The 23,250-nt window shown below is 58.0% G+C and carries 25 protein-coding genes; 11 read left to right on the top strand and 14 right to left on the bottom strand.

Going from position 1 to position 23,250, the window contains the following annotated elements:
* Positions 1 to 11: 11 nt before the first annotated feature.
* Positions 12 to 1,646 carry an NAD+ synthase gene (locus R3F64_RS17765; RefSeq protein WP_199284001.1) on the bottom strand — a complete coding sequence of 545 codons (1,635 nt, stop codon included), beginning with the start codon at positions 1,644 to 1,646 and terminating at the stop codon, positions 12 to 14.
* Between the two features lie 120 nt (positions 1,647 to 1,766).
* Between R3F64_RS17765 and R3F64_RS17760 the strand changes: the two genes are divergently transcribed.
* Positions 1,767 to 2,045, top strand: coding sequence for a PP0621 family protein (locus tag R3F64_RS17760; RefSeq protein ID WP_085920135.1), 279 nt, complete (start codon positions 1,767 to 1,769; stop codon positions 2,043 to 2,045).
* 1 nt (position 2,046) lies between these two features.
* Here the strand turns inward: R3F64_RS17760 and thiO are convergent, their stop codons facing one another.
* Complete coding sequence (thiO, locus tag R3F64_RS17755; RefSeq protein ID WP_085920134.1) at positions 2,047 to 3,147, bottom strand: glycine oxidase ThiO; 1,101 nt, start codon at positions 3,145 to 3,147, stop codon at positions 2,047 to 2,049.
* A 124-nt stretch (positions 3,148 to 3,271) separates the two neighbouring features.
* Here thiO and R3F64_RS17750 point away from each other — a divergent pair, with 124 nt between their 5' ends.
* A complete protein-coding gene (locus tag R3F64_RS17750) occupies positions 3,272 to 3,820 on the top strand; it encodes a GspH/FimT family pseudopilin (protein WP_332612868.1) in 549 nt (182 codons plus the stop codon).
* An 18-nt stretch (positions 3,821 to 3,838) separates the two neighbouring features.
* Here R3F64_RS17750 and trxB read toward each other — a convergent pair whose 3' ends face one another.
* The gene (gene trxB, locus R3F64_RS17745) at positions 3,839 to 4,792 is read right to left on the bottom strand and encodes a thioredoxin-disulfide reductase (protein ID WP_332612866.1); all 954 of its coding nucleotides are present in this window, start codon (positions 4,790 to 4,792) and stop codon (positions 3,839 to 3,841) included.
* Between the two features lie 282 nt (positions 4,793 to 5,074).
* Between trxB and acnA the strand changes: the two genes are divergently transcribed.
* Positions 5,075 to 7,807: an aconitate hydratase AcnA gene (gene acnA, locus R3F64_RS17740; RefSeq protein ID WP_085920131.1), complete on the top strand. Its 2,733-nt coding sequence runs from the start codon at positions 5,075 to 5,077 to the stop codon at positions 7,805 to 7,807.
* A 62-nt stretch (positions 7,808 to 7,869) separates the two neighbouring features.
* On the opposite strand, the gene R3F64_RS17735 is transcribed toward acnA, so the two are convergent.
* Positions 7,870 to 9,549 carry an NAD-dependent malic enzyme gene (locus tag R3F64_RS17735; protein WP_264824841.1) on the bottom strand — a complete coding sequence of 560 codons (1,680 nt, stop codon included), beginning with the start codon at positions 9,547 to 9,549 and terminating at the stop codon, positions 7,870 to 7,872.
* A gap of 191 nt (positions 9,550 to 9,740) precedes the next feature.
* On the bottom strand, positions 9,741 to 10,952 hold the full coding sequence (locus R3F64_RS17730; RefSeq protein ID WP_332612861.1) for a YeeE/YedE family protein: 1,212 nt from the start codon (positions 10,950 to 10,952) through the stop codon (positions 9,741 to 9,743).
* Between the two features lie 252 nt (positions 10,953 to 11,204).
* Between R3F64_RS17730 and R3F64_RS17725 the strand changes: the two genes are divergently transcribed.
* A complete protein-coding gene (locus tag R3F64_RS17725; RefSeq protein WP_332612859.1) occupies positions 11,205 to 12,149 on the top strand; it encodes a co-chaperone YbbN in 945 nt (314 codons plus the stop codon).
* A 4-nt stretch (positions 12,150 to 12,153) separates the two neighbouring features.
* Here R3F64_RS17725 and R3F64_RS17720 read toward each other — a convergent pair whose 3' ends face one another.
* The gene (locus tag R3F64_RS17720; protein ID WP_332612858.1) at positions 12,154 to 13,317 is read right to left on the bottom strand and encodes a MalY/PatB family protein; all 1,164 of its coding nucleotides are present in this window, start codon (positions 13,315 to 13,317) and stop codon (positions 12,154 to 12,156) included.
* A gap of 38 nt (positions 13,318 to 13,355) precedes the next feature.
* Here R3F64_RS17720 and R3F64_RS17715 point away from each other — a divergent pair, with 38 nt between their 5' ends.
* The 5 genes from R3F64_RS17715 to R3F64_RS17695 all read left to right on the top strand — a co-directional run bounded on the left by R3F64_RS17715 (position 13,356) and on the right by R3F64_RS17695 (position 15,798).
* Positions 13,356 to 13,787: a hypothetical protein gene (locus R3F64_RS17715; RefSeq protein ID WP_085920127.1), complete on the top strand. Its 432-nt coding sequence runs from the start codon at positions 13,356 to 13,358 to the stop codon at positions 13,785 to 13,787.
* A 119-nt stretch (positions 13,788 to 13,906) separates the two neighbouring features.
* The gene (locus R3F64_RS17710; RefSeq protein WP_186253834.1) at positions 13,907 to 14,314 is read left to right on the top strand and encodes an acyl-CoA thioesterase; all 408 of its coding nucleotides are present in this window, start codon (positions 13,907 to 13,909) and stop codon (positions 14,312 to 14,314) included.
* 39 nt (positions 14,315 to 14,353) lie between these two features.
* Positions 14,354 to 14,647, top strand: coding sequence for a hypothetical protein (locus tag R3F64_RS17705; protein WP_085920125.1), 294 nt, complete (start codon positions 14,354 to 14,356; stop codon positions 14,645 to 14,647).
* 55 nt (positions 14,648 to 14,702) lie between these two features.
* Complete coding sequence (locus tag R3F64_RS17700) at positions 14,703 to 15,224, top strand: DUF501 domain-containing protein (RefSeq protein ID WP_332612852.1); 522 nt, start codon at positions 14,703 to 14,705, stop codon at positions 15,222 to 15,224.
* A 37-nt stretch (positions 15,225 to 15,261) separates the two neighbouring features.
* Positions 15,262 to 15,798: a TIGR00730 family Rossman fold protein gene (locus R3F64_RS17695; protein WP_264824838.1), complete on the top strand. Its 537-nt coding sequence runs from the start codon at positions 15,262 to 15,264 to the stop codon at positions 15,796 to 15,798.
* Positions 15,799 to 15,824: 26 nt separating this feature from the next.
* Here the strand turns inward: R3F64_RS17695 and R3F64_RS17690 are convergent, their stop codons facing one another.
* Both R3F64_RS17690 and R3F64_RS17685 read right to left on the bottom strand, forming a co-directional pair.
* The gene (locus tag R3F64_RS17690; protein WP_199284008.1) at positions 15,825 to 16,325 is read right to left on the bottom strand and encodes a hypothetical protein; all 501 of its coding nucleotides are present in this window, start codon (positions 16,323 to 16,325) and stop codon (positions 15,825 to 15,827) included.
* Between the two features lie 34 nt (positions 16,326 to 16,359).
* Positions 16,360 to 16,848, bottom strand: coding sequence for a tetratricopeptide repeat protein (locus tag R3F64_RS17685; protein ID WP_085920121.1), 489 nt, complete (start codon positions 16,846 to 16,848; stop codon positions 16,360 to 16,362).
* Positions 16,849 to 17,097: 249 nt separating this feature from the next.
* On the opposite strand from R3F64_RS17685, the gene R3F64_RS17680 reads away from it, so the two are divergent.
* Together R3F64_RS17680 and yaaA are read left to right on the top strand one after the other, a co-directional pair.
* Complete coding sequence (locus R3F64_RS17680) at positions 17,098 to 18,129, top strand: NADP(H)-dependent aldo-keto reductase (protein WP_264824837.1); 1,032 nt, start codon at positions 17,098 to 17,100, stop codon at positions 18,127 to 18,129.
* A gap of 93 nt (positions 18,130 to 18,222) precedes the next feature.
* Complete coding sequence (yaaA, locus tag R3F64_RS17675; RefSeq protein ID WP_264824836.1) at positions 18,223 to 19,002, top strand: peroxide stress protein YaaA; 780 nt, start codon at positions 18,223 to 18,225, stop codon at positions 19,000 to 19,002.
* A 9-nt stretch (positions 19,003 to 19,011) separates the two neighbouring features.
* Here the strand turns inward: yaaA and R3F64_RS17670 are convergent, their stop codons facing one another.
* The 6 genes from R3F64_RS17670 to R3F64_RS17645 form a co-directional block, all read right to left on the bottom strand.
* Complete coding sequence (locus R3F64_RS17670) at positions 19,012 to 19,587, bottom strand: isochorismatase family protein (protein ID WP_332612847.1); 576 nt, start codon at positions 19,585 to 19,587, stop codon at positions 19,012 to 19,014.
* A 14-nt stretch (positions 19,588 to 19,601) separates the two neighbouring features.
* Positions 19,602 to 20,624 carry a tryptophan--tRNA ligase gene (locus tag R3F64_RS17665; protein ID WP_332612846.1) on the bottom strand — a complete coding sequence of 341 codons (1,023 nt, stop codon included), beginning with the start codon at positions 20,622 to 20,624 and terminating at the stop codon, positions 19,602 to 19,604.
* 148 nt (positions 20,625 to 20,772) lie between these two features.
* Positions 20,773 to 21,204, bottom strand: a complete 432-nt coding sequence (locus tag R3F64_RS17660) for a pilus assembly PilX family protein (protein WP_085920116.1) — start codon at positions 21,202 to 21,204, stop codon at positions 20,773 to 20,775.
* Positions 21,201 to 22,322, bottom strand: a complete 1,122-nt coding sequence (locus R3F64_RS17655; RefSeq protein ID WP_332612845.1) for a PilW family protein — start codon at positions 22,320 to 22,322, stop codon at positions 21,201 to 21,203. Before R3F64_RS17655 ends, R3F64_RS17660 begins: the two co-directional genes overlap by 4 nt.
* Positions 22,322 to 22,747: a type IV pilus modification PilV family protein gene (locus R3F64_RS17650; RefSeq protein WP_085920114.1), complete on the bottom strand. Its 426-nt coding sequence runs from the start codon at positions 22,745 to 22,747 to the stop codon at positions 22,322 to 22,324. The genes R3F64_RS17655 and R3F64_RS17650 overlap by 1 nt, the downstream gene beginning before the upstream one ends.
* A complete protein-coding gene (locus R3F64_RS17645) occupies positions 22,744 to 23,250 on the bottom strand; it encodes a GspH/FimT family pseudopilin (protein ID WP_332612844.1) in 507 nt (168 codons plus the stop codon). Before R3F64_RS17645 ends, R3F64_RS17650 begins: the two co-directional genes overlap by 4 nt.

Genomic DNA, 23,250 nt, shown 5'->3' with positions numbered 1-23,250 from the left:
GGAATGCCCGGCTACTCGCCGGGCTGCCAGCCATTAACGATCGGGTAGCGCCGGTCGCGGCCAAAGCCACGCGGGGTGACCCGCACACCAACTGGTGCCTGTCGCCGCTTGTATTCGCAGCGGTCAACCAGCTTGACGACCTGATAGACATCCTCCCGGGCAAAGCCCGCCGCAATGATCGCTTCGGCACTCATATCGCCTTCGATATAGCGAGCCAGAATGGCGTCGAGTACGTCATAATCGGGTAACGAGTCGCTATCCTGCTGATCAGGTGCCAGCTCGGCGCTGGGCGGGCGTTCTATGACGCGCTCGGGTATCGCCGGTGACTGGGTATTGCGCCAGCGCGCCAGCCGGTACACCCAGGTTTTGTATACGTCCTTGATGGCGTTGTAGCCGCCCACCATATCGCCGTAGAGCGTGGCATAGCCCACGGCCATTTCGCTTTTATTGCCGGTGGTCAGGACCATCAAGCCCTTTTTATTGGAGATCGCCATCAGCAGCACACCACGGCAACGCGACTGCAGATTTTCCTCGGTAGTATCCCGCTCGGTGCCCGCAAAGCTTTCCGCCAGTGTGCCCATGAACGCCTCCACCATGGGCTCGATGGGCATGATGTCATAATGCACGCCCAATAAGCGGGCCTGCTCGGCGGCATCCTGCTTGGAGATGTCAGCGGTGTAGTGGTAGGGCATCATCACCGCCTGGACCCGTTGCGGCCCCAGTGCATCCACGGCAATCGCCAATGAGAGTCCCGAATCGATACCACCGGAAAGGCCCAGCACCACACCATCAAACCCGCTTTTATTGACGTAATCGCGCACGCCGGTTACCAGGGCACAATAGAGACTTTCTTCGGGCTCAACTTCAGGCTCTATCTCCCCGGGTTGCGGCTCCCAGGTCGCGGCACTGGTTTGCAGTAACTGCACCGGCATCAAGCCGACCTCCCAGTAAGGCGCCAACACCTGTAGCTGCCCCTGGGCGTTGAAGCAACAGGATCCGCCGTCAAATACCAGCTCGTCCTGGCCGCCAATGGTATTGACGTAGACGATGGGCCGCTCGACATCCTGAGCACGCTGCTCGAGCAGGCGAAGACGTTCACTGGGCTTATCCTGATGATACGGCGACGCATGCAAGGTGATCAGCACTTCAGCGCCAGCCGTTGCCGCGGCTTTGATCGGCGCGCCATCCCACAAGTCTTCACAGATGGCGATGCCCAGTTTCACCCCTTTGTGCTCATGCACCAGCGTCTCGGTGCCCGGTGTGAAATAGCGCTGCTCGTCGAACACCTGATAGTTGGGCAGCGCCTGCTTGGCGTACTCGGCCTCCCATTGGCCGTTGTACAACAACCCCGCCAGATTATAACAGTGGCCTTCCCGTACACCGGGATACCCAATGATCACCAGCACGTCCGGCGACATCTTCTCGGCCATGCGGGCACGCGCTTCACGCAGACGCGTTTCCATGGACGGACGCAGCAGCAAATCTTCCGGCGGATAACCCGACAAAAATAACTCGGGAAACACCACAATGTCGGCACCGTGCTCAATGCGCGCTTCTCGCACGGCTTCAATGGCGCGTGCGGCATTGCCGGGAATATCCCCCACCAAGGGGTCGAGTTGAGCCATGACCAGCGTTAAATCTTGCATGGGCGATAAAATCTCTTGAGAATCTTTTAGAATGGAGACACACCATCAATACGCATTGTCCCGCAAGGGCCGCTCGCAGGCAAAGGCCGCGCTTGCAAATTGCATGAGGGCGCTAACAGGATGAACCTTTTGATTATTCGGCTACTCATTTTCGCGGTGTTGTTCTACGCCGGTCTCAAGCTTTTCAGCATGTACCGCCAATGGCAGCGTGAACGTCTTACCCAGCAGCATGACCAACAGCACGACGGCGGCCATATGGTACGCTGCCGCTGGTGCGACGTGCATTTACCCGAAGAGGAAGCACTGCGCGAGGCTGAGCAATGGTTTTGCTCAAGCGCCCATCGCGACCGTTTCCTGCAGGAGCAGCAGAGCCAGCGTGATAACGACACCGACCCATAGCCTACCCGGCAGTTAATCGTTCTGGCGTCATCTGATACGGCGCCGGATCGATCAACGGTGGGCGCCCGAGCAACTGATCCACCAGCAGGTGCGTTGACGCTGGGGCAAGCACCAGACCATTGCGGTAATGCCCCGCATTCACCGATATATTCTTCCAGCCGGGCAGTTCGCCGATAAAGGGTACGCCATCCGGCGACCCCGGTCTCAACCCTGCCCAATGATACGCCACCGGATAGTCGGCAAGCGCTGGCACGATGCCCTCCGCACTCCGGCGAAGCGACATCAACGCTTCCTGATCAGTCGCCTTGTCGAACCCACACTCCTCGAGTGTCGAGCCGACCAGCAGCAGACCGTCGGCCCGCGGAATCACGTAGCGCCCGTCCTTGAGCACAACGCGCTTTACCAAGCCAGGCGGCGTTTGATAAGCAAGCATCTGGCCTTTTACCGGCCTGACGGGCAGCGAGACCTCAAGCGTTTCCAGCAGCGCCCCGGCCCAGGCGCCGCCACATACAATCGTATGCGCCGCGGTCAGCGTCCGCTGGGCAGTGCTTACACCCTCAATGCGCTCGCCGCGACGTACAAAGCCATTCACCTCACACTGCTCATGCAGCGTCACGCTGGGCATCGCCGATAACCGGGCACGCAGCGCCTTGCCAAGGCGCGGGTTACGCACGCTGCCCAGCGTCGGCATCCAGAGTGCTCCCTCGGTCGGTGGCAGGCAATGTTCTTTGGCACGCACCATATCCGCACTCACACGCTCAAGCGGCTTGCCCATTTGCCGCGCCCAGGACAGCGCGGAATCCGGATCATCCACGCTCAGGTACAGCAGCCCTTTTTGACGGTACTCCGGGTCGATACCGGTCTCTTCCAGCAAACGCAGGGCGAGGCTTGGATAGGCGCCTTCCGACCAGCGCGACAGTTGGGAAATCGCTGGAGCGTAACGCCATGGATACAGCGGCGAAACGATGCCGCCCCCCGCCCATGAGGCTTCTTGTCCACAGTCGCCACGCTCGACCAGACTGACCTTTTGCCCTGCATCGGCTAGCTGCAGCGCGGTCATCATGCCGATGACGCCGCCACCCACAATTAAGAAATCGCTCACACACTTTGTCCGCTTTGGCTTACATAAAAAAGTATCGGCAGCCCCTAAGGTAAGAGTTTCACCACCTGCCGCTTGCTCACGAGCATAACGGTGGGCGCCAAGGGGTCAAGTGCAAGGAGGCGATATGTATCAACCAGAATGGCGCATGAACGTTGCCAAGGCTCGGGGATTTACCCTGCTGGAGCTCTTGGTCACCCTGCTGGTCATGGGCATCATCGCTGTCTGGGGCATTCCCAGCTTTCAGGCGCTGGGTGAACGGACTGCGCGCACCGGCGAAATCAATCGACTGCAAACGGCGCTGGGCTTTGCCCGGCAAACCGCCATTACCCAGCGTCGGTCGATCACGCTATGCCCCATCGCCGACTCACAGACTACATCGCGCTGCGGCGATAACTGGAGCCAGGCTCTGATGGTGGTCCGTGGAGATCAAACCGGGGATATTGCGACAATCGACATACTACGCACATTTCCCGCCAGCGAACGCATCGACGTTCGCTACAGTCGGGGCTGGCGGCGAATACGCTACGATGCGCTGGGCCACAGCAACGGTTACAACGGACGATTTATCCTCTGCCCCCAGGGCGAAAAATCCCGCTCCAGGGGCAGCACCCTGATCTTGAGCCAACTTGGACGCTGGCGAGTGGCGCCCTCACCAACCCAATGCACCCACTAGCCTGGCCAGGGGCGTCTGTCAGCCGCTAATGCCGTCCAGGTAACGCTCAGCGTCCAGCGCCGCCATGCAGCCACTTCCCGCAGAGGTGATCGCCTGACGGTAGACATGATCCATGACATCGCCGCAGGCAAAGACACCAGGCACACTGGTCGCTGTGGCATTGCCTTCCAGCCCCGACTTCACCTTGATATAGCCACCGCTCATATCCAGCTGACCGTCGAAAATGCCGGTATTCGGGCTATGCCCAATGGCAATGAACAGCCCCGGCGCGTGAATATCCTTCAGAGTGTCGTCTTTTGTCGATTTCACCCGCACGCCGGTCACCCCGGTGTTATCACCGAGCACTTCTTCCACCTGCTGAAACCACTCCAGCACGATCTTGCCCGCATCGACTTTTTCAAACAGCTTGTCCTGGAGAATTTTCTCTGCGCGAAGGGTGTCACGACGATGCACAAGGGTCACCTTGGAGGCGATATTCGAAAGGTAAAGCGCTTCCTCAACCGCGGTGTTGCCGCCGCCGACGACAACGACCTCTTGATTACGATAGAAGAACCCGTCACAGGTGGCGCAGGCCGACACGCCCTGCCCCATGAACTGCTGTTCGCTGGGCAGGCCCAGGTAACGCGCGCTGGCTCCCGTCGCCACGATCAGCGCATCGCAGGTATATACACCATTGTCGCCTTTCAAGGTAAAGGGTTTATCGCTTACGCTAACCTCGTGGATATGATCAAAAAGCACTTCGGTATTGAAACGCTCGGCGTGCAGCTTCATGCGCTCCATGAGCTCAGGGCCTTGTACGCCTTGCGCATCACCGGGCCAGTTATCCACGTCGGTGGTGGTCGTTAACTGGCCACCTGCTTGCAGTCCGGTAATCAACAGCGGCTTCAAATTGGCGCGCGCCGCATAGACCGCTGCCGTGTAGCCTGCCGGGCCAGATCCCAGAATGATTAAGCGCTCGTGACGTGTTTGCATGACACCACCTTGTAAAGAGTCGGCTGATAATTTTGCACAGAGTCTGCCTGAAATGGCGTCAAGTACAAGGGATTGCAAGGCCAGTATTACCCAAAAAGGTCGCTGCGACTTGAAACCGCAGGCGTACAGACCCACCTCTAATAACAACGATGGGCCATGATGCTCGGGTGTAACGACCCGGATGAGCCATACTGATAGTCGTCATATCAAGATCAGCCAGAGGAAAGGAAGACAGTGACCGGCGCGCATCGCGCAACGCCAAGCAATAGAGAGGAGAATCGCATGAGCAAGCTTTCTGACACGGAAAAAACATTAACGGTAGGCAACACGTCCTACCACTATTTCAGTCTGCCAGACGCAGCAGACACTCTTGGCAACATCGACCGGCTACCCAAGACACTCAAAATTCTGCTCGAAAACCAGCTGCGTTTTGCCGACGACGAGAGCGTTTCCCAGGATGACATGCAGGCCCTGGTCGACTGGCAAAAAGAAGGCAAATCCAGTCGTGAGATCGGCTACCGTCCCGCCCGCGTGCTGATGCAGGATTTTACCGGCGTGCCGGGCGTGGTCGACCTGGCGTCCATGCGCGCCGCTGTTGAAAAGCTCGGCGAGGATCCTGCCAAGATCAACCCGCTGTCGCCGGTGGACCTGGTCATCGACCACTCGGTGATGGTCGATAAATTTGGCAACCCAGCCGCTTTTCAGGAAAACGTCGACATTGAAATGCAGCGCAACCGGGAACGTTACGAGTTCCTGCGCTGGGGGCAACAGGCCTTCGATAATTTCCGCGTGGTGCCGCCCGGCACCGGCATTTGCCACCAGGTCAACCTGGAATACCTGGGCAAAGCCGTGTGGACCAAGCAGGAAGATGGTCGCACCCTTGCCTACCCCGACACGCTGGTCGGCACTGACTCACACACCACCATGATCAACGGGCTTGGTGTCCTTGGCTGGGGTGTTGGCGGTATCGAGGCCGAAGCGGCCATGCTCGGCCAACCGGTTTCCATGCTGATCCCCGAAGTGATCGGTTTCAAGCTCACCGGCAAGCTACGCGAGGGCATCACGGCAACCGACTTGGTACTGACCGTGACAGAGATGCTGCGCAAGAAAGGCGTCGTGGGTAAATTTGTCGAATTCTACGGCGATGGCCTGAAAGACCTGCCGCTGGCCGACCGGGCGACCATTGCCAACATGGCACCGGAATATGGCGCCACCTGTGGTTTCTTCCCGGTTGACGACGAAACGCTTAACTACATGCGCCTGACCGGCCGTGAAGATGAGCAGGTTGCCCTGGTCGAAGCCTACTCGAAGGCTCAAGGCCTATGGCGCGAACCGGGCGACGAGCCGATTTTCTCTGACAACCTGCATCTCGACATGACCGAGGTCGAAGCCAGCCTCGCAGGCCCCAAGCGTCCCCAGGACCGCGTGGCCCTGAAAGACATGGCGTCGGCCTTTGAAAAATTCATGCAGGAAGATACCAACGCGGAACCGACCGCCAACGGAAAACTTTCCTCTGAGGGCGGCCAGACTGCCGTGGGGGTTGAGCGCAGCTTTGAACATGACACCAGTCAGGCCGTTAAGCTCAATGACCACGATTTCAGCCTCGACCCCGGTGCCGTGGTGATTGCCGCCATTACGTCGTGTACCAACACGTCCAACCCCAGCGTGATGATGGCGGCCGGCCTGCTCGCCCGCAAAGCGCGCGAAAAAGGTCTCACCACCAAACCCTGGGTCAAGACATCCCTCGCACCGGGCTCCAAGGTCGTCACCGATTACCTGGAGGCCGCCGATTTGAATTATGACTTGGACGCGCTGGGCTTCAATCTGGTGGGCTACGGCTGCACCACCTGTATCGGCAACTCCGGTCCACTGCCCGATGAGATCGAAAAGGCTATTTCCGACGGGGACATGGCCGTTGCCTCGGTACTGTCGGGTAACCGTAACTTTGAAGGTCGCGTTCACCCGTTGGTCAAGACCAACTGGCTGGCATCGCCCCCCTTGGTCGTCGCTTACGCGCTGGCGGGCAACGTCCAGTGCGACCTGAGCAAGGATCCACTGGGTCAGGACAGCAACGGCAATCCGGTTTATCTCAAGGATATCTGGCCAAGCCAGGCGGAAATCGCCACCGCTGTCGAGCAGGTCAATACCGCGATGTTCCATAAAGAATATGGTGAGGTGTTTGAAGGCGACGATATATGGAAGGCCATCAAGGTACCCGAAAGCAAGGTCTATCAGTGGCCTGAGTCGACCTATATCCAGCACCCGCCGTTTTTCGAGGGCATGGGCCGTGAACCCGACGCCATCGAGGACGTCCACAACGCCCGCGTACTCGCCATGCTGGGCGATTCGGTGACCACCGACCATATCTCCCCGGCCGGCGCCATCAAACCCGATAGTCCCGCCGGGCGCTACCTTCAGGAGAACGGCGTCAAGCCGGTGGACTTCAACTCCTACGGCTCGCGCCGCGGTAACCATGAAGTCATGATGCGTGGCACCTTCGCCAACGTGCGGATCAAAAACGAAATGCTCGATGGCGTGGTTGGCGGCGAAACCCGTCATGTGCCAAGCGGTGAGCAGATGGCGATCTACGACGCCGCGATGAAGTACAAGGAAGAAGGCAAGCCGCTCGTCGTGATCGCCGGCAAAGAGTACGGCACCGGCTCTTCGCGTGACTGGGCGGCCAAAGGCACCCGCCTGCTGGGCGTTCGCGCCGTGCTCGCCGAGTCTTACGAACGCATCCACCGTTCCAACCTGATCGGCATGGGCGTGGTACCGCTGCAGTTCCCCGAAGGGGAGAGCCGCAAGACGCTGGGGCTAACCGGTGATGAAGAGGTATCGATTGCCGGACTCAGCGATTTAACACCTGGAGGTAGCGTCAAGGTGACCATCAAAACTGCTGATGGCGAAAAAACCGTTGATGCCAAGTGCCGGATTGATACGGAAAACGAACTGGCTTACTTCCGTCATGGTGGTATCCTACATTACGTGCTGCGTAACATGATTGGCGCAGCCTAATCGGGAAACCGACCAATGCTTGCTGGCCCCCACCTTGTGGGGGCTTTTTTTTGCACGTAAGCCTAGAAAGCGCGCCGCCGGTAGGTGCGGTATTCCGGATTCCATGAAGCACGATCGATGGCAGCGCGCAGTTCGGTACCGCCGGTCTTGAGGGCCACACCGTTCTGTTGCGCCTGGGCCGCCACTTCAAAGGCGATGGACTGACTGATGTCACGGATACGCGACAGCGGTGGCAGCAGCGCGCCCTTGCCCTCCTTGACCAATGGCGCCTCCCGCGCCAATGCCCGCGAAGCACTCATCAACATTTCATCAGTGACGCGCGATGCCCTGGCAGCCACGACCCCAAGCCCGATGCCGGGGAAAATATAGGCGTTGTTACACTGCGCAATCGGATAGGTGCGGCCGTTAAAGACCACCGGTGGAAACGGGCTGCCGGTTGCCACCAACGCCTGGCCTTCCGTCCAACGAATGACATCCTCGGGCACCGCTTCCGCCTGGGAGGTCGGGTTGGATAACGGCATGATCACAGGATGCTCACACCCCGCGTGCATGGTGCGCACCACCTGCTCGGTAAAAATCCCGCGCTGGCCACATACGCCAATCAGCACTGTCGGCTTGATCTGCGCAATCGTCTCTTCAAGCCCTTGCCCGTTCCAGTTGGCGACCAGGTCTGCCTCGTGGGCCAGGCGGCGTTGAAAATCGCGCTGCCAGGGCTGATCGTCAGTCATCAGGCCTTCTCGGTCCACCATGTAGATGCGCGCGCGGGCTTCGCTTTCGGGCAAGCCCTCCGTCTGCATGGCCACCACCACCTGCTCGGCAATGCCGCAACCGGCAGAGCCGCCGCCGACGAAAACCACCCGCTGATCAGCAATGGTTTGCCCGCGAGCCTGGCACGCCGCCAGGAGCGTCCCTACGACTACCGAGGCGGTACCCTGAACATCGTCATTAAAGCAGCACAGCTGGTCACGATACTGCTCCAGCAAAGGCATGGCGTTGGCCTGGGCAAAATCCTCAAACTGCAGCAATACGCTGGGCCAGCGACGTTTGACGGCAGCAATGAAGGTGGCCATGAACTCATTGTATTCCTCCTGACCGATCCGCTCGTGCCGCCAGCCCATGTACATCGGGTCATCCAGCAGCGACTTATTGTTGGTACCCACATCAAGCATGATCGGCAGCGTGTACGCGGGGCTGATGCCGCCACAGGCCGTATACAGGGCCAGCTTGCCAATGGGAATGCCCATCCCGCCGATGCCCTGGTCGCCCAGGCCGAGAATCCGCTCACCGTCAGTGACAACGATCACCTTGACGTTGTCCTTGGTGGCGCTGCGCAGGATGTCGTCCATGTGCTCGCGGTCAGGGTAGCTGATAAACAACCCGCGGTGGTTGCGGTAGATATTGGAAAACTCCTGACACGCCTTGCCCACCGTCGGCGTGTAGATGATTGGCAGCATTTCTTCGAGGTGCTGTGACACCAGGCGAAAATACAGTGTTTCGTTATCATCCTGGATGGCACGCAGGTGAATATGGCGCTCCAGGTCACTGTGGCACTGCTGATATTGCCGATAGGCGCGCTCAAGTTGTTCATCGATCGTCTCCACCTTCTGTGGCAAGAGACCGATCAGGTTGAACGCCAGCCGCTCCTCCTGAGTAAACGCACTGCCTTTATTCAATAGCGGCATTTCAAGTAGGGAAGGACCGGCATAAGGAAGGTATAAGGGGCGTTTGCTCGCGGTGGTCATAAGCAGTCTCGTTTTTTAGCAAATTTCTATTGCAATGCAGCAACATAGCGCGTCTGCAGCCGTTGAGCGTAATGTAACATGCCCACCCTACAAAGGTAGCAAACAGGCGTTTTAAAGCGACAAAAAAGCCCCAACCAACGTTGAGGCGTAAATAGAAAAGTAGCCTGAAAATGGCGCTAGCTAATGACTTCTTAGCATGTTTTGGCCGTCGGCTTACGCGCAGCTTCCCCGGTGAAAAATAACGGGCGCAGTTTGACGCCTGCCATATTGCCGACAAATGCCGCCACTAACCAAAGCCAGCCATGGAGGCTGCCGGACGCAATGCCACTGAAATAGGCGCCGATATTGCAACCAAAGGCCAGTCGCGCCCCATAACCCAGCAAAAGGCCACCGATGATCGCCGCCAGTATTGAGCGTAGCGGAATCCTGAAGTTAGGCGCAAAGCGTCCGGCAAGGCTGGCCGCCGCTAACGCCCCCAGCATGATGCCCACATTCATGACAGTGGTCACGTCGCCCCAAATGCTTGCGGCAAGCGCTGCCTCATTGCCTGGCGACTGCCAATAGCCCCACTGGGATACATCGCCACCCATCAGCTCGAAGCCTTTAGCGCCCCACAGTGCGAACGCCGAGGTAATCCCCCACGGACGCCCAGCCAACGCCAGGGTGGCAAAGTTCAATACCGCAAGGCCAATTGCGCCTGCCACCAGCAGCCAGGGGCCCGCTAGCCAGCGCTGATAACCATGCTTGTCTACTGGCGTGGCTTGTTCGAGACTGCCATGGCGGCCTTTTTCCATCACCACGGTAAACGCTGCAATGGCGGCAAACAGCACCAGGCTAATGGCGATACCGCCACCGGCGCCTGCCACCCTCACCAGGGAAACGGGCTGAAAGGCGGGCAGGCTTTGCCACCAGCTAAAGTGCGCGGTGCCGATCACCGACCCGACGATGAAAAAGATCAGCGTGATGACCATGCGGGCATTGCCGCCACCGGCCGTGAAGAGGGTCCCCGAGGCGCAGCCGCCGCCTAGTTGCATACCCACGCCAAACAGAAAAGCGCCGACCAGCACCGAGATACCTATGGGCGCCACAAAGCCGTACACCTCTTGACCAAACAGCGTACCCGCGCCCAATGCGGGGAAAAACAGCACCACGGCCAGCGCCAGCATGATCATCTGTGCCCGCAGGCCACGTCCACGCCGCTCTTTGATGAACACCCGCCACGCAGACGTAAAGCCAAACGCCGCATGATAAAGCACCATGCCAAATAGCCCACCGACGATCATCAGCAGACCGGTATTGGCCTCAAAGACCACACCAATGACCAGTGCGCCCAGCACAACCGCCGCTGTGGCGATAAGTGGCACACGATACGGGGAGGAGGGGGTTTCAGTCGTTGTCGACATACAGTCACCTTGGCAACACCAAAAGCGCCTGGCGGGGAAACCGGCGCTTTTGGTCGATATAGATAATAATGATGATGAGCCTACCGATTGCTCACGATAGCGTAAAATGCTTTATCGGGCATCTTCTATATCATTAAAGAATATAAACGCACCGTCCGGCGACAAGCACGCTTTTTTAGCCGATTCACCTTGAATCCGCGCCGATGCGGCTGCATATAAGGAGTCAAATTTCCTTATATCGCGAGTCCGTTTATGTCATCCATCATTGATCCTCGCACCGGTGAAGCATTAACCAGTCCTGAATCTGGCCAGGACGGCCAAGCCAGCGGCGACCAGCCACCGGTTCGCCCCGAAGACGTCATCATTGACCTCAACGCCGGTAATATCCAGCAAGTCCTGGAAGCCTCCATGAAAGTCCCGGTACTGATGGACTGCTGGACCCCTGACTCCGAGCCGTGCAAACAGCTCATGGCGGTATTGGAGCGGCTCGCGGTCGAGTACGGAGGGGCCTTCCTGCTCGCCAAACTGGATACTCAGGCCAACCCTGAGATTGCCAGTCAGTTGGGCGTGCAATCAGTACCCGATGTTAAACTGATCAGCCAGGGTGGTCTGGTCGATGGTTTCCAGGGCGCGCTACCTGAAAAACAGATTCGTGAGTGGCTCAATCGCTATTTCCCAGCCCCGGAAGACGCGCCACCCAGCCCCGAAGAGCAGGCTGAAGCGGCTCTCAACGAGGGCGATCACGCTGGTGCACGGGACATTTACCAAAACCTGGTCAGCCAATACCCGGACCACTACCCCTACCAGATCGGCCTTGCCCGGGCGTTGGTCAGCGAAGGGCGCCGCGATGAAGCCCGAAGCCTGTTGGACAACCTGCCCCCGGAAGAGCGCGACGCCCCGTCTGCCCGCGGCGTTCGGGCGAGCATCGAGTTCGGCGAACAGGCACTTTCCAGCGACGAAATTGCCTCCCTGGGTGACCGCACCGATAGCGAAGCGCAATACCAACGCGCCCTGCGTCAGGTAGCGGATGGCCAGTACGAAGCCGGACTGGAGGCGCTGCTGACGCTCATGAAGCAGGACCGCGCCTACAATGACGATGCCGCACGCAAGACACTGCTGCAGGTATTCGACGCCCTGGGAGCTGACCACCCGCTGACGGTCACCTATCGCCGTAAGCTGTTTGCCCTGCTCTACTAATCGCTCAACCGGCCAATAGCGTATCCATACGAGCTAACGCCGCCTCCAACTGCGAGGCGGTGGTGCCAAAGTTGAGCCGCACAAACCCCGGGTGGCCAAACGCCGCACCGTCTGAAAGAGCGACACCCGCCTGCTCAAGCAGTGACGCCTGCGGCGATTCACCCAGGCCAGCCCGGCGCATATCCAGCCACGCCAGGTAGGTTGACGCGGGTGGGCTCATCTCGACCCCCGGCCACGTCGCGACCCTCGCCTTGAGCGTCGCGCAATGCTCCCGTAGAACCCCTAGTAAGGCCTGACGCCAAGGATCTCCGTGGCGGTAAGCCGCTTCCGCTGCCACCAACCCCAGCACGTTGCCATCGGGCAACAAGCCTTTGGTGGCCTGGGCGAAGCGCTTGCGCAGGCTTTTGTCGGGGATCACCGCGCAGGCAGTGGTCAAGCCCGCCAGGTTGAACGTCTTCGACGGTGCCCAGAGCGTAATGGTGCGTTTGGCAAGTGCCGGGAAAGCCGCGACCAGCGGCTGGTGGTGCGCCCCTTCGTCAAGCAGCAAATCGCAATGCAGCTCATCGGACACCACCCAAAGATCATGGCGTTCGACAAATGCCGCCAGTGCAGCCAGCTCGCCATGCGACCAGACGCGGCCAGTGGGGTTATGCGGGTGACACCACAGTAGCAGGCGCGTTTGCGGGGTCACCGCAGCTTCCAGTGCGCCGATATCCAGCCGCCAGCTATCGTCGGCGCTGACCGGCGTGGCCAATGCCGCCTGCTGAGGCAACCGGCCGGTACGCTCGGCCACCGCCAGAAAAGGCGGGTAGATCGGGGTCACGGTCAACACGCCGTCACCCGGAGCCGTCAGCGCCAGGGCCGCCAGATGCAGCGCGGGCACCACGCCCGGCAGCCACTGTTGCCACTCGGGTTGTATAGGCCACAGGTAGTGGTCAGCGCTCCACTCGCACAAGGTTTCTGTTAACGTATCAGGCACTTCACCGTAGCCATAAACACCGTGAGATACCCTGGCGTGTAGGGCCTCTATCACCGCGGGCGGTGAGTGAAAATCCATGTCCGCGACCCATAGGGGAAGCACATCATCGGCGTACCGGTGCCATTTTTGCGATGCCCACCCCCCGTTGGGGTGGCGTCGTTCAATGGGCGTGGCAAAATCAAATGCCATTATGTCTCTCACTTATCTAATCGGGGGTGCTATAGAGCATGCCGCAAGATGACTTTTATACCAAGGTCCGCGCAGGATGCCCGGCGCTATTACGCCAATGGCGTTCGCTCGGCCAGGCTGATGCCGACCGCCTCGCACTGATTCTCGCCGAGACGGCGCGAGTCGCCAAGCTTGGCGAACCCAGCGAGACGCCGACAGGCGCCACGCTGGATGCCTGGAGCCATGCTCAGGACACCGACATTCCGCTATGGGCACCGCGCACAGCGGTGTTCCTGCTAAACCAGATGCCCGCACGACCAGTCCCCAAGAGCGATGCAGAAGCCTGCGCCTGGGCATACTGCTGGCTGCGCAACCGGCATTTTGACCACCTGGAAGACGCGCATCTGGCACTTCCAACTCATTTGCAAGCCCCGTTGAAAAGCGCCTTGGCAGCCGCTTGGCGTGACCAGCAAGGGCTTCGCCTGGTGTGAACCAGCACCGCCGACACTTGACCAAGCGCTTGCTTGGGGTAATCCTGAAGCAGGTCGTCCATCGACTGTTTGATGCTCCGCGCCACTAACAACCTGTTACTACCAACAAGGATAGCGCCATGTTTACCCGCACCATCGAGCCGGCGTTTTACGACACCGATGCCCTGGGCCACATCAACAACACTCGCCTTCCCGCCTGGTTTGAGTTGGCCCGCAACGACCTATTCAGGTTATTCACCCCCGACCTGAACCCCAAAGCATGGCGGCTGATCATGGCGCGGATGGAGGTCGACTACCGTGCTGAACTGTTTTATGGTCATGATATCGAATTACGTACCTACCTGACGCGCCTGGGCAACAGCTCCTTTACTGTTACCCAGGAAGCGCGTCAGCATGGCAAGTTAACCAATGTCGGGCACACCATTCTCGTGCAGTACGATCATCAGGCTAAATGCACTGTGCCCATCGAAGGCGAGTTGCGGGAAGCGCTCTCCGCCCATCTCCAAGACGCGCCCGCCCCCGCCTGAACCGCGACGCCCCGGCAACGGGGCGGCCAGGAGTGCCCCATGGCGATCCGCTATAACCTTTGGCTAGACCCGGACAACACCGCCCAACACCGCGCCGTCGAGGCCGACCTTGAGCGCTACTTTATGGAACGCTTTGCCGATTATCCGCATATTCGCTTGTTCGGCGCCGACCCCTACGATTATGATGCGCCGTTCAACCGCCTGTACGATGTACTGATGGCGCGAGCGGCTGAATATTGTGAGCGTACCTGGCATTATGTGGCCTCTCCGGAACAGCTCAATCGCTGCTTTTTTCGCGCCGTTGGCCGCTCCACCAAGTTTGTCCGGGATTAATCCTGCGCACTACCACTTCCCTTACACCCGATGACTGCCTGCAAGAGACTCGCCCATGGTGATTCGCACTGATCAAGCGCCCGACGAACGCCAACTGGCGATTATTACCCAGCAGCTCGGCCGCCCGCCAAAGGGCATTGAGGCCGTGACGGCTACCGACGGTAATGGCACCCCACTGGTGCTGCGCATGGCCCCGGTTGTCGAGGGCAAACCTTTCCCGACGCTCTACTGGCTGTGCTCCGATGTGCTCAAAGTCGAGATATCGCGCATTGAAGCCGTCGGCGTTATCAAGTCGCTGGAACAGCAGCTACAGGACGACCCCGCTTTTCTCGCCGCCTACCAGCAGAGCCATCGTGACTATGTGGAGACTCGCTGGGCACTGATGAACGATGCTCAGCGTGCCGAGGTCGCAGAGCGCGGCTACACCGACGTACTCACCCAACGCGGTATTGGCGGCATCAGCAACTGGCAGCAGGTTCGCTGCCTGCACACCCAGTACGCCCACCACCTTTGCGGCAACAATGTGATTGGCCAATGGATGGATGCTCACTATCAGGTCGACGCCTGTCTGCCTTGAGCCTTCATCTCGGCCCCCATCAGTACAAGGAAGCAAGATGTCCCGAATCTGCGTTTATCTTGGCTCTCGGGAGGGCAATAGCCCTGCCTTTCGTCACGCCACCCATGAACTGGGGCACACCCTGGCAGCTCGCGGTCATACACTGGTCTACGGCGGCGCCCGGGTCGGTTTGATGGGCGTACTGGCCAATGCGGCACTTGACGCCGGGGGCGAGGTGGTTGGCGTGATGCCGGATCATCTGGTCGAGCGCGAGCAGGCCCACTTTGGCCTTAGCGAGCTGATACGCGTGCCCAATATGCACGAGCGCAAGGCAACGATGGCCGCCAATGCCGATGCGTTCATTGCCCTGCCCGGCGGTATCGGTACCTTTGAAGAACTGTTTGAAATCTGGACCTGGGGGTATCTGGGCCTGCATGAAAAGCCGCTGGGACTCCTCAATGTCGACGGGTTCTACTCGCCGCTGCTGACGTTTTTGAACAGTACCGTCCAGCAGGGATTCATGGCACAAGCAACGCGAGACATGCTGCTCGACGCCGAAACACCCAAGGCAATGCTTGAGGCGCTTGAAAGATAAGGGGGATGGTTAAATAACGCCTACGCTTACTGACAAAGCTGCTGGGTGCGCTGGTAAGTCAGTTGCAGTAACCGCGCGTCTTCACCGGCACGATGGCGATGAATGCCGCGCTCGGCGATGACCGCTTCCTTGGTATCGCTCCATAGCGCCTGCTGATCTTCACTCAGTAGAATTCTCAGCGCTTCCAGACGAAAGCCCGGCAGCATGCCCGCATGATGAAACAACAACGATAGCCAGGTATTGTCATATCCCCAGCTATCGCTATACGCCTTGCCCTCGTCACTTAATTCGTCGTTCAGCCAGCGTGCCACCTGACGTACCGGAAAGCCCTCGCGGCACAATCGATCGCGGGAGATGCCGTGCAGCAACTCAGCCTTCGGGTCCCAGTGGGTCCATTCATCAAGCGGTTGAATAAGGAACGCACAGGTGGACCCGTCGGCACGGGCAATGCCTACCTCGATCGGGTAGCTACCGCGCCCGAAACCGGACGCTTCAATATCCAACACCGTCGGTAGCGTCTCGGACACGGACGACCTCACTTGCGAAAAAAGGGACGGCACATCATGCCGCAACAGGGTCGGACGGCTCACTTACCAGGCTCTGCCAATAGGCAGCCTGGTCGGCATCCACCGCTAGGCCCAGCTCGCCGACCCGGTAAGCATGCGCCAGGCGTTCAGCCGCTAGTGAATGACCGGATTGTGCCGCACGTGCATACCAGGTCACCGCGTAATCATCGCGGCTCGGGTACTGCGCACAGCCGGTCTCATAAATTTTCGCCGCCTGATACTGCGACTTTACATCGCCTGCATGGGCGGCTTCCATGACATAGCGCGCCCCGCGTGCTTTATCGTGGGGCGACAGGCTTCGCTGTAACAGCATGTTGCCATAAACGGAAAGCGCGTCGGGATGGCCCGCCTCAGCGCAGCGCTTGAACAAGTTCAGCGTCAACCGCTGAGTACGCGGTGAGCGTGGCAACAGCCAACGATTTTGAAACAGCCTTTCGGCCAGACGAAACTCAAGCCGAATGAACAAAGATGATGCCTGTGGCATGGCCAACCACCCTGCCTGTTTGTGAAACCTTGGGCCAGCCGTCACTCTCTATGAGACAACCAACCACGCGACAAACCGGCCCTTGGCCGGTCAATGGGCTGGCAAGCATACGCCTGCCATGGCGACGACTCAACCCCTCTTATTTGCTGCCTGGCGAACGCCTCGCTAACATGCCCAACAACCCCGACGCGATGCGCTGGAAATACCGCGCATTCCGCAGGTCATTGTGTTCATACTAGGAGACCCATCATGCAAACGCGACCACTGGGCAGAACCGGAATGCAAGTCAGCCGACTTTGCCTGGGCACCATGACATTTGGCGAACAGAACAGCGAAGCCGAGGCCCACGAGCAGCTTGATCGAGCTGTCGCTTTTGGGATCAACTTTATTGATACCGCCGAAATGTATCCGGTACCGCCCAAGGCCGACACCCAGGGGCTGACAGAGCGCTACGTGGGTAGCTGGCTCAAGCAGCGTGGCGAACGCGACGATGTCATCCTGGCCACCAAAGCTGCAGGCCCTGGGCTTGACCACATACGCGGCGGGCCACGCCTGACCCGCGAACACCTCTTCAAGGCGGTCGACGCAAGCCTTGAGCGCCTACAGACCGACTATGTGGATCTTTACCAGTTGCACTGGCCCGATCGCAGCACCAACTTTTTCGGCAAGCTCGGCTATACGCACAACGAAGAAGAAGATGCCACACCGCTCGAGGAAACCTTGAGCGCGCTGAAAGAGTTGGTCGACGCCGGTAAAATCCGCGCCATCGGCCTGTCGAACGACACCCCTTGGGGCACCATGCGCGCCCTGCAGCTCGCCGACCAGCTTGACCTGCCGCGCGTGGCTTCGATCCAAAACCCCTACAACCTGCTGAATCGCTCCTTTGAGGTCGGCCTGGCGGAAATTGCCCACCGCGAAGACGTCGGGCTCCTAGCCTACTCGCCGCTGGGCTTTGGCGTGCTCTCGGGCAAATACCTGAATGGTGCCAAACCGCCCAAGGGCCGCCTTACCCTGTTTGAACGCTTCAAGCGCTACACTTCGCCGGAAGCCGACGCCGCCACCCACGCCTATGTGGCGCTGGCCCGCGATTACGGTCTCGACCCCGCGCAGATGGCACTGGCCTTCGTCAATTCGCGCAGTTTTCTGACCAGCAACATCATCGGTGCCACCACCATGGAACAGTTGGAAAGCAACCTGGCCAGCGAAAGCCTGAAGCTCGACGACGAACTGCTGGAGGCGATCGACGATATCCATCGCCGCATGCCCAACCCCTGCCCTTGATGGCAGACAACGCTATCGACCTTATAGCCTCGGCCAACGCCGAGGCTTGGTATAATACGGATCATTATTTCTGCGAAGTCCAAGGAATCTGCCATGTTGAGCGTTATTTCGCCGGCCAAAACACTGGATTTTGAAACCCCATCAACCACCCGAGACGTCAGCCAGCCGGATTTTCTGACCGACAGCCAAGCACTCATTGATATTCTGCGCGACTATTCGCCTCAGCAAATCAGTGACCTGATGGGCATCAGCGATAAACTGGCAGGGCTGAATGCGGCACGCTTTGCCGACTGGCAGCCGCCGTTTTCGCTGGAAAACGCCAAACCTGCCGCACAGGCTTTCCAGGGCGATGTCTATACCGGGCTTGAAGCCGATACCTTTAGCGACGCTGAAAATCGCTATGCCCAGCAGCACCTGCGCATTCTCTCGGGGCTTTATGGTCTGTTGCGCCCGCTGGATTTGATTCAGCCCTACCGGCTGGAGATGGGCACCAAACTGCCCAACCCGGCGGGCAAGGACCTGTATGCCTATTGGAAGCCCACGCTGACAACAGCGCTGGACGCGGCGATTGCCGAGAGCGGTTCCAAGGTACTGGTGAATCTTGCTTCCAACGAGTATTTCAAAGCCGTGGATGCCAGGAAGCTGGATGCCCGAGTCATTACGCCGGTGTTTAAAGACGAGAAAAACGGCGCCTTCAAAATCATCAGCTTCTACGCTAAAAAAGCGCGCGGCCTGATGAGTGCCTGGATCATTAGACAGCAGGTCAATGACCCAGACGCGCTAAAAGACTTTGATGTCGCGGGATATCGCTTCGATGCCGCTGCGTCCCAGGGCGACACCTTTGTCTTCACCCGCCGCGAATCGGATCGTTAAGGGTTCCCGCTAGAAAAACCGGACGACCCTATCGGCACGCGGTTTCAGGAACTGGCGATGCACGGCGCTGAAAGACGCGGTATCGCAGCGATGAAGCCACTCATAACCCACCATATCCGCCGAGACCGCCTGCGCCCCCAGGGCGCAGGCCCGCTCGCGCGCCAAGACGGCCTCCTCGACCCGGCGGCTGGCCGTTGCTTCCGTCAGCCAATAGACCGCATAGCCTTCGTCCAGCAGCCCCATCGCCGTTTGCAGGACACAGATATGCGCCTCGGTGCCACACAGAACCACCTGCTGCCTGCCCGAGGCGCTCAGCGCTTCACGAAACGCCGTCTCTTCCATCGCCCCGAAGTGCTGCTTCTGCCAAATCGTTGGCGCTTGCCGCGCTTCCAGCAGCGCCGGTGCCGTGCCGCCCAGCTTTTCAGGCATCTGTTCGGTCAGCCATACGGGGACTTCAAGCGCATCCGCCACGCCATACAGCCAATGGGCCTCGGCAATGGCCTGGCTACCGCCATCAATCACCGGCACTAAACCAGCTTGAAAATCGACCATCAGCAGTAAGCTTTTATCGCGTTGCAGGCGCACGTCATCACCTCGTTCTAGTTGAAACGGCCGAGCCCCACGGCGGCTCGCAGTCTATCCATGGTCACCGCCGTTTCTTCCCGCGCTCTTTCAGCCCCTTTCTGCAGAACCGCTTCAATGTGACCCGGGTCTTCCATGAGTGCGTTATAGCGCTCGCGGGGTTTTTCCAGGTGGGCGTTGAGATACTCAAACACCTGGTTCTTGGCATCCCCCCAGCCAATGCCGTCGGCATACTGCTGGCGCATGGTCGCTGTTTCCTCGGTTGAGGCAAAGGCGGCGTAGATCTGGAACAGCGTGCAGGCATCCGGGTCTTTAGGCTCGCCAGGTTCCAGCGAGTTGGTCTTGATCTTGCGCATCAGCTTCTGCAGCTTTTTCTCGGCGACAAAGAGCGGAATGGTGTTGTTGTAACTCTTGGACATCTTGCGTCCGTCCAGCCCACCGAGCACCTGGCTCTTTTCGTCCACCACCGCATTGGGCAGCGTGAAATAGTCGCCTTTGTACAGATGGTTGAAACGACCCGCGATATCCCGCGCCATCTCGATATGCTGGATCTGGTCGCGCCCGACCGGTACCTTGTTGGCGTTGAACATCAGGATATCCGCCGCCATCAACACGGGGTAGCCGAACAGCCCCATGGTGATGCCTTTATCCGGATCCTGGTTGCCCGCTTCTTCGTTCTCGGCCACAGCGGCCTTGTAGGCATGGGCACGGTTCATCAGTCCCTTGGCACACACGCAGGAAAGCATCCAGGTAAGCTCAGGGATTTCCGGAATATCCGATTGGCGATAGAAAATGGCGTTGTCGGTATCCAGTCCCAGCGCCAGCCAGGTCGCGGCAATTTCCAGTCGCGACTGCTGCACGCGCTTGGGGTCCTGGCACTTGATCAGCGAGTGGTAGTCGGCCAGAAAGTAGAACGACTGTACGTTGGGGTCCTGGCTCGCCTCAATGGCGGGTTTGATCGCCCCGACGTAGTTGCCCAGATGGGGCGTCCCGGACGTGGTGATACCGGTAAGAACACGGGTTTTGGGTGACTGACTCATGGTTTTTGGGCTCATCATTGAACGTACATAGCAATATGATACGTGCATAATCATAGGGATGCGACAAACGTGGTTTAGTTTTATCACCAATATCAAGGCAAGCGCCAGTATTGATAAAATAAACAACCTCAAGATTACTTAAAAATACTTATTCTAGAAACATGAAGTAAGGGTCACTGACAGCGACACGTTCTTCTCGGTCATTATATAAAGCCCCGAAAGCTACCAAGCAATTGCGACCATCCACAACCAAAGGAAAATAAAAACACTCCGATTCTTCTGTCGCACACCGGTCAACGACTTCCCCAAGCTGATTGATCTGCTCCCATTTCATTTCTTCTATTGCTTCTCTCTCATATTCATCCCCCCAAATAATCGCCCCTATACCTTCATTGACAACGTGTGAGTAAGCAGATTCAGCATTCATATTAGCTTGCACAACTGCTCGATAGTTACCTGACATGTACTCACCAACTACTGCAGTCTGCATAGCAGTCAGCCCTAGCAAGCTAGCTCCAGTCAGCAATGCCATTACAATTATCAAAGCAGCGCCATTTTGTTTTTGACATAAAAGCTTCATTCGTCACCAAAATTTATATTTTCAGACAGTCGCTCTAGCTGTCGACGCATTGAAAATTCGTAGCCATAGATCGAAAGCAAATCCCAAACACTAAAATCTGCATTAATACCGCTAACATTATTAAATGCAACCGAGCCACTAGAAATAATGCTTCCGACAAAACTAACGCCTGAAACACTTATATTGGCGCTTCCACCGCTCCATATGAGGCCTCTAAATAGAGCATCGGAATTACCACTTCCATTAAAATTAACTACCCCACCTGCGACAATCGCAACATCAAATACTGATTCGTTATTATTTTGCGACATTGAAATACCATTTTCAGCTACGATCACTTTCCCACTTAGCTTAGCTACATTTAAATTATTTATATTACCGTTACAGTAAAAAGCGTCACGAGATGAATTCATTATTTCGTCCGCTCTACATGTGGCCACAACGTTTTCCAGCTTACTAAACGCATTGATGTAATCCGTATAGAAATCATGCGAAGCGCCCTGTTGTGGAGAAGGCACACTAGCCAACCCCAGGTTTGAATTAGCCGTTGATTCAGCAACAAGAATATTGTCTGCTCCACTTAACGCACCACCGGCAATCACAACATCCCCCTTGCCTTCTTGGCTCACCGGCGCCTCTGCAAACCACTTATAAACTTCAGGCCGATTCATAATATGAAAAACAATCGGTTCACCGTTATTTTCAATTGGTAGTGACACACGATAAAGCGCGCCGTTATCCGGTACAGGCTCTCCCAACTCGTGCTCTTCCACAGAACAATCCGACAAATCGTCACTGGAAAGGTCTTTGCGGAAACTGACCAGCGGCTGGTTCCCTTCTTCGGTATCCGCCACGGTGCAGGTGCACTGATCTTTTTCCTGGACTAGCTCTGACTCGCATTCAAGCGTGTAGCGCCCAGGTCCATACTGACGAATCTCGCTAGTGACGCGCTGGGCGATAAATACCAGGTTTTCCTGCTTTCGGCTGATCTTGTCGACGTTTTGAAAGGTTTGAAAAGTGGTCAGAAACAGCTGCCCCGCACCCAGTATGATGATGGTGCCGATCACCATGGCGACCATCAGCTCTACAAGCGTGAACCCGCGTTGGCGCTGTTGCATCATTGCACCTCAAGCTCGGGAAGGCGGAAGGTGTAATCGAACTGGTCATTATCGTCTTCACTTAGCGCCAGGATCACCGTAAATCGGCACCTATCTTCACCGTTGCCGTTGGTAATGTGGCTGTCGCTTTTAATCACATTACGCAAAGGGGTGTTATCGTTATTCTGGAACCAGTGGTTTGCCCATGCCTGTTCGACTGCATCAACGTTGATATCCGCACAGGTTTCGCTAGGCTCAAGCATTGCCAACCGCCCCCAAAGCCGCTCCTGAGCATCGACGGCGGCAACGCTGGCTACGGAGCGCTGATAACCTTGGGTCGCGCTTTGCAACGCTTTTAACTGCATGGCAGCGACGCCCACCAGACCCAACGACAACACCAGCAGTGCAATCAGCGCTTCTACCAGACTGAAGCCACGCTGCATCATTGAGCGGCCTCCTTATGCAGGCTGCCTGTTACGCGAACGGTGAGCGTCACCGGGTCGAGATTGTCTTCCGAGAGCGTAATCTCGCACTGGCCATCAACGTCATCGCAGTCGCTGATATCTGCATCGCCCAGGCTTTCAAACACTAAAGAGAATCTGCCTTCGGGCTGGGTAATATTGTCGGTTTGCCCTACGCGCATGACGTTCGCCTCTCCGCCGCCTTGAGCACTTTCGGCCCAGTAACACCACGGGGCGTCGTTGCATGCGTCAGGGCGGCGCGCAGCGTTGAGTTCGTTGGGCGGGGAAAATTCCACCGTGATGGGCTGACGCTGCTTGATCGCTTCGCTGCGGGCAAAGGTCAGCACCGATTGCATCTGGTTAACATCACCAGCCAGCTGTTGGCGAGCCATAAACGTGGAAAAGGCAGGCGCCGCGAGAAGCATCAACAACGCCGCGATGACCAGCACGGTCATCAGTTCAATGAGGGTAAAACCGCGTTGAGGCAT

Origin of the sequence: Halomonas sp. 5021, assembly GCF_036663435.1 — a bacterium.
Classification (GTDB): Bacteria; Pseudomonadota; Gammaproteobacteria; order Pseudomonadales; family Halomonadaceae; genus Vreelandella; species Vreelandella janggokensis.
The sequence above is the reverse complement of the archived record's forward strand: the minus strand, read 5'-3'. Positions and strand labels throughout refer to the sequence as shown.

Bases quoted from the DNA above. Each gene is read 5' to 3' on its own strand.
- R3F64_RS17765 (WP_199284001.1), bottom strand. From the start codon at position 1,646: ATGCAAGATTTAACGCTGGTCATGGCTCAACTCGACCCCTTGGTGGGG.
- R3F64_RS17760 (WP_085920135.1), top strand. From the start codon at position 1,767: ATGAACCTTTTGATTATTCGGCTACTCATTTTCGCGGTGTTGTTCTAC.
- R3F64_RS17750 (WP_332612868.1), top strand. From the start codon at position 3,272: ATGTATCAACCAGAATGGCGCATGAACGTTGCCAAGGCTCGGGGATTT.
- trxB (WP_332612866.1), bottom strand. From the start codon at position 4,792: ATGCAAACACGTCACGAGCGCTTAATCATTCTGGGATCTGGCCCGGCA.
- acnA (WP_085920131.1), top strand. From the start codon at position 5,075: ATGAGCAAGCTTTCTGACACGGAAAAAACATTAACGGTAGGCAACACG.
- R3F64_RS17735 (WP_264824841.1), bottom strand. From the start codon at position 9,549: ATGACCACCGCGAGCAAACGCCCCTTATACCTTCCTTATGCCGGTCCT.
- R3F64_RS17730 (WP_332612861.1), bottom strand. From the start codon at position 10,952: ATGTCGACAACGACTGAAACCCCCTCCTCCCCGTATCGTGTGCCACTT.
- R3F64_RS17725 (WP_332612859.1), top strand. From the start codon at position 11,205: ATGTCATCCATCATTGATCCTCGCACCGGTGAAGCATTAACCAGTCCT.
- R3F64_RS17720 (WP_332612858.1), bottom strand. From the start codon at position 13,317: ATGGCATTTGATTTTGCCACGCCCATTGAACGACGCCACCCCAACGGG.
- R3F64_RS17715 (WP_085920127.1), top strand. From the start codon at position 13,356: ATGCCGCAAGATGACTTTTATACCAAGGTCCGCGCAGGATGCCCGGCG.
- R3F64_RS17710 (WP_186253834.1), top strand. From the start codon at position 13,907: ATGTTTACCCGCACCATCGAGCCGGCGTTTTACGACACCGATGCCCTG.
- R3F64_RS17705 (WP_085920125.1), top strand. From the start codon at position 14,354: ATGGCGATCCGCTATAACCTTTGGCTAGACCCGGACAACACCGCCCAA.
- R3F64_RS17700 (WP_332612852.1), top strand. From the start codon at position 14,703: ATGGTGATTCGCACTGATCAAGCGCCCGACGAACGCCAACTGGCGATT.
- R3F64_RS17695 (WP_264824838.1), top strand. From the start codon at position 15,262: ATGTCCCGAATCTGCGTTTATCTTGGCTCTCGGGAGGGCAATAGCCCT.
- R3F64_RS17685 (WP_085920121.1), bottom strand. From the start codon at position 16,848: ATGCCACAGGCATCATCTTTGTTCATTCGGCTTGAGTTTCGTCTGGCC.
- R3F64_RS17680 (WP_264824837.1), top strand. From the start codon at position 17,098: ATGCAAACGCGACCACTGGGCAGAACCGGAATGCAAGTCAGCCGACTT.
- yaaA (WP_264824836.1), top strand. From the start codon at position 18,223: ATGTTGAGCGTTATTTCGCCGGCCAAAACACTGGATTTTGAAACCCCA.
- R3F64_RS17665 (WP_332612846.1), bottom strand. From the start codon at position 20,624: ATGAGTCAGTCACCCAAAACCCGTGTTCTTACCGGTATCACCACGTCC.
- R3F64_RS17660 (WP_085920116.1), bottom strand. From the start codon at position 21,204: ATGAAGCTTTTATGTCAAAAACAAAATGGCGCTGCTTTGATAATTGTA.
- R3F64_RS17655 (WP_332612845.1), bottom strand. From the start codon at position 22,322: ATGCAACAGCGCCAACGCGGGTTCACGCTTGTAGAGCTGATGGTCGCC.
- R3F64_RS17650 (WP_085920114.1), bottom strand. From the start codon at position 22,747: ATGATGCAGCGTGGCTTCAGTCTGGTAGAAGCGCTGATTGCACTGCTG.
- R3F64_RS17645 (WP_332612844.1), bottom strand. From the start codon at position 23,250: ATGCCTCAACGCGGTTTTACCCTCATTGAACTGATGACCGTGCTGGTC.